At 71.0% G+C, this 10,649-nt stretch carries 8 protein-coding genes; 3 read left to right on the forward strand and 5 right to left on the reverse strand.

Annotation, left to right across the window (positions count from 1 at the left end):
- Positions 1-463: 463 nt before the first annotated feature.
- From D3P35_RS22090 to D3P35_RS22100, 3 genes are all read right to left on the reverse strand, one after another.
- Positions 464-1,129 (reverse strand): SCO family protein, encoded by a 666-nt coding sequence (locus D3P35_RS22090; protein WP_118137965.1) that lies wholly within the window; start codon positions 1,127-1,129, stop codon positions 464-466.
- Positions 1,129-2,097, reverse strand: a complete 969-nt coding sequence (locus D3P35_RS22095; protein ID WP_232830599.1) for a copper chaperone PCu(A)C — start codon at positions 2,095-2,097, stop codon at positions 1,129-1,131. The genes D3P35_RS22090 and D3P35_RS22095 overlap by 1 nt, the downstream gene beginning before the upstream one ends.
- A 74-nt stretch (positions 2,098-2,171) precedes the next feature.
- Positions 2,172-2,525, reverse strand: coding sequence for a hypothetical protein (locus D3P35_RS22100; RefSeq protein WP_118137969.1), 354 nt, complete (start codon positions 2,523-2,525; stop codon positions 2,172-2,174).
- A 563-nt stretch (positions 2,526-3,088) separates the two neighbouring features.
- Between D3P35_RS22100 and D3P35_RS22105 the strand changes: the two genes are divergently transcribed.
- A complete protein-coding gene (locus tag D3P35_RS22105; protein WP_157982263.1) occupies positions 3,089-3,790 on the forward strand; it encodes a hypothetical protein in 702 nt (233 codons plus the stop codon).
- 103 nt (positions 3,791-3,893) lie between these two features.
- Here D3P35_RS22105 and D3P35_RS22110 read toward each other — a convergent pair whose 3' ends face one another.
- On the reverse strand, positions 3,894-4,967 hold the full coding sequence (locus D3P35_RS22110) for a hypothetical protein (RefSeq protein ID WP_157982264.1): 1,074 nt from the start codon (positions 4,965-4,967) through the stop codon (positions 3,894-3,896).
- 366 nt (positions 4,968-5,333) lie between these two features.
- On the opposite strand from D3P35_RS22110, the gene D3P35_RS22115 reads away from it, so the two are divergent.
- Positions 5,334-7,811: a calcium-binding protein gene (locus D3P35_RS22115; protein WP_118137976.1), complete on the forward strand. Its 2,478-nt coding sequence runs from the start codon at positions 5,334-5,336 to the stop codon at positions 7,809-7,811.
- A gap of 143 nt (positions 7,812-7,954) precedes the next feature.
- Complete coding sequence (locus tag D3P35_RS22120; RefSeq protein ID WP_118137978.1) at positions 7,955-8,401, forward strand: host attachment family protein; 447 nt, start codon at positions 7,955-7,957, stop codon at positions 8,399-8,401.
- Between the two features lie 18 nt (positions 8,402-8,419).
- Here D3P35_RS22120 and D3P35_RS22125 read toward each other — a convergent pair whose 3' ends face one another.
- The gene (locus D3P35_RS22125; protein ID WP_118137980.1) at positions 8,420-10,387 is read right to left on the reverse strand and encodes a bifunctional DedA family/phosphatase PAP2 family protein; all 1,968 of its coding nucleotides are present in this window, start codon (positions 10,385-10,387) and stop codon (positions 8,420-8,422) included.
- Positions 10,388-10,649: the final 262 nt, after the last annotated feature.

Genomic DNA, 10,649 nt, shown 5'->3' on the forward strand with positions numbered 1-10,649 from the left:
CTCGCCGTGGCCCTCCCTCCCTGCCGGCCCCCGCGCCGGCGCCGGCCGCGACCGCTTCCGCCCCTGAAGCCAGGGCGCGGTTTCCCGCGCGGCCCGCCAGATCGTCGCGGCGCCCTGCCTCACCTGCGCGGGATCGCCGGCCGGATGCGTGCTCGGGCAACGGGCATCCGGCCCCGGGCTGATCTCGGCCTGTGACGCCCGGCCCGTGGGCGGGAAGCGGCGGACAGGCCATCGGATGCGGTGAGGTTTCCGGCCCGGCCGCCCGGGCGCCGCCGCATGCGCGTCGCGCGGCTGGGTGCGCCGGCGCCGGGATGCATCCGCCAGAGCTCGCCCCGCGGCCCCGGCAGGCCCGCCTCGCGATGGCCGATGCAGCCCGGCGCCGGCCGCGCGGGTCATCCGGACATCAGGATCCCGGTCGGCAGTTCTCGGGGGGGCGCGGCCCGGAGGAGGCCGCGCCGCGATGTCAGAGCAGGGCTTCCTGCACGCTGAAGCAGAGCTGGGCGACCGGGTCTGACGGCAGCCGGGCGCCGCGGCCCGCGGGGTTTCCCGCCATCAGGTTGGCGAGCTTCCCGACAGCCTCCTCCGGCGCGCTGCCGTAGGGGATCACCTCCACGAACACGCCGTTCTCGTCGAAGAGCAGCATGAACGAGGTATGGGCCATCGTGTAGTCGCCGTTGCCGATGTAGATCCGCTGCGCGAGGATCTGGAAGGATGCGAGCACCTTCGCGGTCTGCTCCTGCGATCCGCGCACCCCGACCACGCCCGGCACCCAGGATGTGTAGGCGGCGAGATCGTCGAGGGAGTCGCGCTCCGGGTCCACCGTGACGAAGAACACCTTCAGGTCGCGGGCCGCCGGCAGGTCCTGCCTCCACAGGGCGACCTCGCCCAGCGTGGTCGGGCAGATGTCGGGGCAATGGGTGAAGCCGAAGAACACCGCGAAGGGCGCGCCCTTCAGCGTCTCGCGCGAGAAGGTTCCGCCATCGGTCTGCGCGAGCCGGTAGTCTCCGCGCCCCAGCAGCGCCGCCCGGTTCGCCTGGGCCTTCAGGTCGACCACCAGCGCGAGGCAGACGACCACGAGGCAGAGCGTCGCGATCGCGACGACCACCTTCTTTGCCTTGGGGAGAGCCATCACTGGTGCGCCCCGTGCCCATGGTCCTTCGCCAGTTCATGGCCGGGGCCCGAGGCGTTGAGAGGGCCGACGGCGAGCGGCACGCTCATCTCCCCGGCCTTCTCGAAGGTCAGGCGCACGTCCACGGTCTCGCCCTCCACGAAAGGCCGGACGAGCTGCATGAACATCAGGTGCCGGCCGCCGGGGCTGAGCACGACGGTCTCGCCGGCGGGGATCTCGAGCCCGTCCTCCAGCTTGCGCATCACCATCACGTCGCCGTTCATCGACATCTCGTGCACTTCCACGCGGCCCGCCGCATCGCTGCTGGCCGACACCAGGCGATCGGCCTCGCTACCCGAGTTGGTCACGCTGAGGTACCCGCCGCCGACGCGGGCGCCCGGCGGGGTGGCGCGGGCGAAGCCGCCGGCGACCCCGATCGGCCCCGCCGCCTTCGCGCCCTGGCCGGAATGGTCGTGGGAGGCTCCGGCCCGGGCGCGGGCGACCACGAGCCTCGGCGCGGGGGTCGCGACCCCCTCGGCGCCGGAGGTGTCCGTCCAGTCCGTCTCGCCGCCGTCGCAGAGCTGGACGACCGGGAAATACAGCACCGTGCCCGGGGCGAGCTCCGGCCCGATGGTGCCGCGCACCGTGAATTCGTCGTACCAGCCGTCCTCCAGGTTGCCGCCCGACCAGGTGACCGTCCGGAGGCCCTCGGTCATCTCGCTGCCGTGGTTAATGAAAGGGGTCTCGTAGCTGCCGGTCCCTGTGTCGAGCTTCCAGCCGGCCTTCGGCATCGGCCTGGCCGCGTAGAAGCCCTCGGGCAGGGAGAGGCGCAGCGCGGTGGTGGCGAGGCCGTCGCACCCGTGCGGCACGCGCAGGGTGATGCTGGCGGTGTCGCCTGCCGGCACCTCGCGCTGCACGAGCGTCACGTGGGCCGAAGCGGCCGTCGACAGCGCGATCATGCCGATCGCGCCGAAAAGAGTGGACTTCATGTTCATTGCTCCGATTGCGCCGCGGGGGGCGCGCCATGCCCCCCTCCGGGGGCGACCTGTTGCCTTGGCGAGCGTCAGGCCGTGGCCGGTGGCGCCCTCGGCGCCATGCAGTGATCGAGCCGCCGTCCCGGGCAGGGCAGGCCGGCGGGGGATACCTGAGGGGCAACCGCCCGCGCCTGCCGGCACCCGTCCGGGGCGGAGGGGCGGCCGGCATCGTCCGTCAGGTTGCAGAAGGGGCAGTGATACTCCCGGGCATGCGGCGCATCCCCGCAGATGTCGGCTGCCGCGACAGCGTGAGCGAGCCGCAGTCCGATCCGGCTCGCCTGGCCGATCCCGGCGGACATGTGCAGCGCCGACACGACTGCGCCCGCGGCAACCGTCAGCGTCACCGCGATCAGCAGTATCCTATGCCGGAGCGCATGCTTCATCGCGGCTCTCGTCGCAGAAAGTCCCGGCGGAGAAAATGCCGGATGCCGAAGGCCGACACTATGCCACAGGACCGCCGGTGTCGCCGCGCCGGCCTCGGCCTCGCGCGCCGCCCGGTTGCCGGCCCGCCCGCGGCCCGGGCCACCCGGCGCGCCCGTCGTGAGTCCGGTCCGGCGCTCGTGACGGGCGTGTGCCTTGCCCTGTTGCCGGGCACCGGCGGAGGGCTTTCGCGCATCGTGCTCGGGCGTGGCGGCGCCCTTCGCCTTCGCGACCGCGACCACGCATCCCGGCCGACGCTCCTCGTGACGGCCCTTCCCGGCTTTTCCGGCCTGCCGGTGACGGCCTGCGTGACGGGTGGTCCTGCGCACCGCACCCGTCACGCAGGCCGCGCAGCCGCCGGCGCGGACCATGCTTCCGAGGCGGAAGGCACGGCTCCGGGAAGCGGCCGGGCGCGGGCGGCGAAAGCGCCGATATCGCGCCGAGAGCCGTTGCCCTGCGCGAGTGGCTTTGGATATATCTGTAGGGCTTACTAATCGAGCCTGCCTGTGTAGGGAATGATCCGTTTATGAGAGAGATATTCAGGGGCAACGACTATCGCGTGGTTTTCAGCGAGCCCAACGAACGAAGAGACAAGTTCGTCATAACCTTCATGGCCTGGAGCAAGGAAACCGGCCTCGATCGCGTTCCGGCAGCTTCGAAATTCATCGAGTACCTGGGCTACGGATTTGTCGGCATCGTCCCGCGCACGAACTGCTGGTACCAGCTCGACGAGATCGAGCAGGTGCTCGCCGTCGTCCGCGAGGCGATCCCGGGCGGCTACGAGGTGGTCGCATACAGCTCGTCCATGGGCGCCTACGCGAGCCTGAACTTCGCCGAGGCCCTCAACGTCACACGCGGGCTGGTCGTGTCTCCGCAATACAGCCTTGATCCGAAAGTGATAGATTTCGAGAAAAGATGGTATCAGGAGGCGAGGCAGATCGAATTCAAGCGGGACTACATCAAGTCCCGCGATTCAGATCTCAACTTCTCCATTCTTCTCGATGGCCGGCTGAAGGTCGATATCAGGCATGCGGAACTGATCGCGCAGAGATTTCACAAGGCGAAATTCTACAGCATAGAGGGCGCGGAGCATGATCCCTTCGGCTATCTCTCGCGCAAGAACCTGCTCAAGCCCCTGATCGCGGAGTATCTCTCGAAGGGCACCATCATGCGGCACGAGCAGATCCCGATGGTGGAAATGGACATGCGGATGGGGGAGAGTTCCTGACCTCCGCACCCGCCCGCCGGCAGGGGCGCGCGGGCCGATCGCGACACCGGGCCGAGGCCCCGCCGACGGAACGCCGGCGGGGCCCCGCCCTTTCCGGCCCTGCCTAGGCCCGGGCGGCGGCGCGGGCCCGGCGTGCCATCCTCGCGCTGCGGGTGCCCGGCCCCGGAATGCCTTCGCCGGCCGTCACCTGCTCGGTGATCAGCTTCATCGCATCAACGGTCATGTAGCTCATGATCCAGTCGCGCAGGGCCTCGCGCGACGTGGTGTCGTGAGACATCGCCTGCCCCAGCGGCAGGGGCACCTGTCCGCGCAGGAAGCGCTCGTTGATCCATGCGCTGTCCTCCGCGAAGCGATGGCGGATCGCCTCCGCGATCGCGTTGGTGCCGAACTTCATCTTCGGCAGCGTCCCGATCTCGGGAGACTGCATCATGATCCTGACCACGAGATTGTGGTCTTCGGTCCGCGGCAGGTAGGGAGACAGTTCGTTCGCCGAGAGGAACCAGGCCAGGGCCGCTCCCGGGATGGACTCGTTTCTCGACATGGAGGGAATGTCGATCTCCGGCCCCTCCGCGGAGACGACGCCGCAGAAGTCCTTCACCACGTCGCCGTCCTTCAGGTTCTGGCGGTCGAAGCTGCGGACGATGATGTTCTCGGCGGCGACATGGGTGACGTAGCGTTCGATCTGCCCGCGCAGGCGGTATTCGTATTCGTCGGGGAGGGGCGCGTCCCGCAGCCGCCACCCCGACTTGATGCCCTCCTGCAGGGACGACAGGTAGAGGCTGGCGGGGTCGCGTGCGTAGACCACCACCTTGATGTCATCGAACATGCCGATGAGGCGCTCCATCATCCGGGCGATGCCGTCGGGCGGCAGGGTGCTGAACTGCTCGCTGGAGATGATCGCGATCTCGGCATCGCTGGTGGCCACGAGGCGCTCGAACTCGCTCCAGTGTGCGGCAGACCATTTCATCAGCTCGTCGTCGCTGGCGAACTTCTGCTTCAGGAAGGGATTTTCCCGATTCCAGAATTCCGTGTAGAGCGCCGCAAGCGACCAGATCATGTGCTGCGGGCCGAAGAACAGAATCCTGTTTTCCGCGAGATAGTCCTGCGAATTCTTCAGGGATGCCTGAATGGACGAGCTCCCGGTCTTGTGGGGCCCGATATGCAATATCAGCTTCATGATTTCAACCTGAGGTAAAGCGAACTGATGCAAACTATCGCGGGATGAAGACCGAGGCAACAGGATCTGCAGGGCAGCGGGGCCGTTTGCCGCCTCCCGGTCAGGCCGGTACCAATGCCGCCGCGCGCCAGCCGGCGCGGGCGGCCGCCAGCCCGTCTCACCGACCGTGCAGAACGCCGTGAGCACCCCGGCGGGCGAGGCGTGCCGGGGCCTCCGCCCCCGTGACCGGCGCGGCCGCGCGGATGGCCATGGCTTCACGGCGCGCCGGCCCGGCCGGCGGCGGCAACGTGCGGTTGCGCGGCCGCGGAGGGTGCGCGAAAGTCGGCCCCCGGGGAAACGATACGATTGCAACGAAGGAAGCGCGTCATGACGCATGCGAGTGCGAGTGTTGAGGTCGATGACATCTGGGGGGGCGCCACCCGTCTGCCGGCTGTGCCCGGGGAGCGGTTCGATCGCTACGAAGCCCATCTGACCATGGCCGACCTGCCGGCCGACGCGATGTCCGGCCCGGCCAGGCTCACGCTCGATTTTTCCGACAATCTCGGCCTGGGACACAAGGAACTTTCCACCGAGCTGCTCATCGACGGCCGGTCCTTCGGCGACCTCGGGTTCGAGTCGTTCCGGACGGAAAACCGGCTCGCCATCCTCGAGCTGCCGGGCGCCGAGATGGCCCGGATCCTGGCGGACGATGCCCTGACCATCACCCTGCACACGCGGGGCGGCTATCTCCACAACGCTCCGATCAGGCTCACCGCGACCCTCACGCACACGGGCATTCTGGCGGGTGACGACGCGTTCACCTTCCCGGGCCTGGGCACGCGGAGCGGCAACTTGCTGGCGGACAACGGCTCGGGCGCCGACGAGTTCGACCCCCTGCAGGGCCGCCCCCTGGTGACGCATGTGAACGGCATTCCCGTGGGCGACGGCATCACCATCGAGCTGCCCGGCAGCGGGACGCTCACGGTCGAGCCCGGGGGGCGTTTCGTCTACCGGCCGGACCTGCTCGACGAGAGCCTGCCGGCCTCGCAGCAGGCCGAGGCGCACTTCACCTACACCATCGCGAATGCCGACGGCGCCAGCGAGGGCGAGGTGGTGCTGCACACCCAAGGGGTCGACGACGACGACATCTTCTACGGCGGGCGCGACGGCAACGTCATCCGGGCCGGCGAGGGCAACGACACTGTCTACGGAAACACCGACTGGGACAGATACAGCACCTATTATTACCACGAGACGATCCACGGGGAGGCGGGGAGCGACACGATATTCGGCCTCTACGGCAATGACTTCATCTTCGGCGGCGAGGGGGACGACCGGCTCTTCAACGCAGACGGGTACGATGAGGGCTATGTCCTTTACGAGGGCGGAGCCCGGCTTTACGGCGGGGCCGGCAACGACCTGCTCGTGGGCGAGGATTCCACCCTCTACGGCGGTGAAGGCGAAGATGTGCTGATGGGCAGCGGCACGCTTCACGGCGGCGCCGGCGACGACGAGCTGCAACTCTCCGACGAGCACTGGCTCGTGCTTGCCTACGGAGGGGATGGCAACGACCGCATCCTGTCCGCCGGGGGCAGCGCGGGCACGGCCTTCGGCGGTGCGGGGGATGACGTGATGATCGTCACCGGCCACGAGGATCCCGACGCCGACAGCGGCAGTTCGACCCTCTACGGCGGCGATGGCGCCGACATCATCCGCAGCGAGGACTCGATGCTGATGCGCGGCGGCGCGGATGACGACGTGATCGCTGACGTCTCGGGCTTCGACGGCGTGCGCCTTCTCGGCGACGGGGGCAACGACACGCTGCGGATGGGCTCGGGCGCGGGCTTTGCCTATGGCGGCCTCGGCGACGACCGGATCTTCGGTGGCGCGGGCAAGGGCCGGCTCTTCGGCGACGAGGGCGACGACGCCATCCAGGGCGGCGCCGGCGACGAGCAGATCTACGGCGGCGACGGCGCGGACCATCTCGTCGACAGGCAGGGCATCGCCCGGCTCTACGGCGGGGCGGGCGACGACATCCTCCAGGCCGGCCACGCGGGCGGCTCGCTCTTCGGCGGCATCGGCCATGACCGGCTGATGTCGGGCCGGGGCGACGACCTCGTCGAGGGCGGCGACGGCAACGACCGCATCCACGACACCGGCGGCCTCGACCGGATCTTCGGCGGCGCCGGCAATGACCTGATCAACGCCGCGGGCATCGGCGGAGACATGATCGGGGGCGGCGACGGCAACGACCGCGTCTACGGCGGCTCGGACCATGACACGATCGACGGTGGCGCGGGCGGGGACATGCTCTTCGGCAATGCCGGGCTCGACACCATCACCGGCGGCGCCGGGGCCGACATGCTCGACGGCGGCATCGGCTCCGACCTGCTCCGGGGCGGTGACGACGACGACCGGCTCGACGGCGGCTCCGACCACGACACGCTGCACGGCGACGCGGGCGACGACCTGCTGCTCGGCGAGGGCGGCGAGGACACGCTCTTCGGCGGCGAGGGCGCCGACCGCCTGCACGGCGGCAGCGGTGACGATCGTCTCTACGGTGGCGCGGGCTCCGACCTGCTCTCCGGCGGGCCGGGCATCGACCTCATCGAGGGCGGGGCAGGGGCGGACATCTTCGCCTTCGCCCGCCTCGACGGCGTGGCGCGGGTGACCGATTTCGAGCTCGGCACCGACATCCTGCGCATCTCCGGCTTCGGAGCCGCGATGGACAGCTACGCCGAGCTCGCCACCATCGCCACCCAGTCCGGCGCCGACGCGGTGTTCGATTTCGCCACCGGCGAGCAGCTCACGCTGGAGAACGTCGGCCTGGCCGAGCTCGGGGCGGGGAGCGTGGTGTTCGTGTGAGCGCCCGCCCGCCGGCCCGGGGCGGGAAAGGTGAAGGAACCGTGCCGCACGGGGCGGCGTTCCCTCCACAGGGATGCAGGCGGCCGCCGGCCGGCCCGGCGCGGGCCGCGCGCGGCCCCGCATCGGCTCCAGAGGAGGAAACCATGATCACCATTCCCCACAACGCCTGGGTTCTTGTCGCCGACGGCGAGAAGGCGCTGTTCCTGCGAAATCTCATGGATGCGCAGGACCCGAATCTCGAGGTCGTCCGCCACGAGCAGCAGGACAATCCCAGGAACATCGACCAGGCCGCCAACCGGCCCGGCCGCATGAACGACGGCGGGCCGGGCCAGCGCTCGGCGCTGGACGACACGGACTGGCACCAGCTCGCGAAGGAGCGTTTCGCCGACGACCTGGCGGACCTGCTCTATTCCCAGGCGCATGCGCACCGCTTCGAGAAGATCGTGCTGATGGCGCCGCCCAAGGTGCTGGGCGAGTTGCGCAAGGTGATGCACAAGGAGGTGGCGGACAAGGTGATCGGCGAAGTGCCCAAGACCCTTACCAACCACCCCATCGACGAGATCGAGAACCAGTTCCGCACCGGCAGCTGAGCCGCGGAGCGCACGGGGTCAGCGCGCGCAGGCGCCGGTGTCGAGGGCGAGCACCTCCGCCGGCGGCGCGGCCCCCTCCAGGCCGGCGCGCAGGGCCCGGCAGGAGCCGCCTGCGGGCGGGGCGTCTTCCCCGTTCGCGGCGGCCGCGGAAAGGGCCAGTGCCGTCACCGGCCGGCCCGAGGCCTGCACTCCCAGCGGCCAGAGCCGCAGCAGGCCGCCGCCCGGGCCGCCACGCAGTGTCAGCGCCGCCGGGGCCGCGCCGTGGAACGCGAGCATCGAGGCGCTGTCGGTGGCGGGGGGCAGGTCGAGCACGTCGGCGCGGATCGCCGCGAAGACCGAGCCCAGCGAGGGCTGCGGCACAACCTCCCAGCCCGCGGCCACCAGCCGGTCACGCAGCCCGGGCAGCTCCGGGCCCGCGACCAGCAGCGTGACCGGCGCCAGCGGCTCTCCCCCCAGCGCGACCACGGCCGTGGGCAGGGCGTCGATGGCGGCGGTATCACTGAAGGGCGGCACCCTGTCCGGGGCCTCGACCGGGCGCTCCACCGGGCTCTTCGTGTGGGTGAGCGCGATCCACAGCGCGGCGCACAGGCACAGCGCCATCGCGCCGAGGCCGGCGCGGCGCAGCCCGGCGCGCGGCTGCGGGTCGCGCTTGCGCAGCCCCTCGGCCAGGCCCAGCCCGATCACCAGCCAGATGCTGCCGATCACCCAGCCGTTGAGCACGTCCGAGAGGTAGTGCGCGACGAGGTAGATCCGCGTGAGCCCCAGAACGGCGGCCAGCCCGACCCCCGCCACCAGTGCCGTGGTCGGGCCGACGAGGCGCTCGCGCCAGAGCATGAGTGCCAGCGTGCCGTAGAGCCCGACCGATATCGCCGCATGGCCGGAGGGGAAGCTGTGGGAGGTTTCGAGGAAATACGACAGCTCGGGGCGCGCGCGGCCGAAGACCAGCTTCAGCAGGGTCACGCTCACCGCGTTGCCGATTCCGGCCAACGCGAGTCCGAGGGCCGCGGCCCGCCGACCGGTGGCGAGAAACCCGAGCACCGCCCCGACCGCCACCAGCGACGCGACCGGCACGTAGCCCGCCTGGGTGAGCCAGCCCGCCGCCCGCAGCCATTCGGGCGTCCAGTAGGCATGGGCGAGGCTGGCCACCCGGCGGTCGAGCGCCACGGCGTCGGGCACCAGCGCGATGTCGAGCGCCCCGTCGATGAAGAGCGCGCCGAGATAGAGCGCCAGCACGATGATCGCGGTGGTGAGCAGCCCGCGACCCTTTCGCGCGTCCAGCCGCCGGGCGAGAAAGCCGGCGAGGCGGGGGAAGCGCCGGGAGAGGCGCGCGGCCGGCGGCCAGTCCGCCACCCGGGCGCGCAGGGCCGCGAGCCCGGCCAGCAGGACGGGCAGGCCCTGGCGCAGCTGCCGGGTGACCAGCCATGTCACGAGCGCGAGCGCCGCCAGCAGCCCCAGCGGCAGCACCAGCCGCGGCAGCCAGGGCGCGAGCCGGGCCAGCAGGTCTCCCGCGAGGTAGCCCAGCCCGACATGGACCGGCGCGCAGACGATGCCGCCCAGGATGTTCCACAGCACGAAGCGCCGGCGTGACATCCCGCCCAGCGCCGCGGCGAACGCCACCAGCCCTCCCACCGGCCCGAGCAGGCGGCCGAGCAGCAGGGCGGGGCCGCCTGCTCGGGCCAGCAGCCCCTCCGCGCGCCGGCCGGCGCGGTTCTGCGGCATCCGGATGTGCCCGGCGAGCCAGCGGCCGGACTGCCAGCTCACCTCGCCGCCGAGAATGGCGCCGATGGCGACGAACCAGCACAGGTCGGCGAAGTCGAGGTGGCCCATCCGCACCAGCAGGCCGCCCGCGTCGACCGCAAGGGTTCCCGGCACCACGGCGCCGGTGAGCCACCAGCCCTCCAGCAGGGCGAGCAGGCCGATGATCCAGTACGACCAGATGCCGAGGGACTCGAGGGAGGGCAGGAACTGCGAGGCGAGAGCGTACATCGGTCGTGGGGTCTTCCGGGCGGTTTCGTCGGTGGCGGGGCGCCTTCGCCGGGGCTGCGCCCCGGGGCGGTTCTCGTGGTCAGAGCCTCGGGATTTTCGCCGGGCGATCAAGGCAATTCCGGCCCGCGCGACGATGGGCCCCCGGCCCCGCCTTGCCGCGGCGTCTCCACCCGCCGCCCGCGCCCCGCTCCGCCCGGCCCGAGGGCGCGCAGGCACCGGGCGGCGGGCCTGCCGCCCGGGCAGTGGCAGCCGGGGAGGGGCC

The sequence above is a fragment of the Oceanicella sp. SM1341 genome, assembly GCF_003448965.1.
In the GTDB taxonomy this organism is placed as follows: Bacteria; Pseudomonadota; Alphaproteobacteria; order Rhodobacterales; family Rhodobacteraceae; genus Paroceanicella.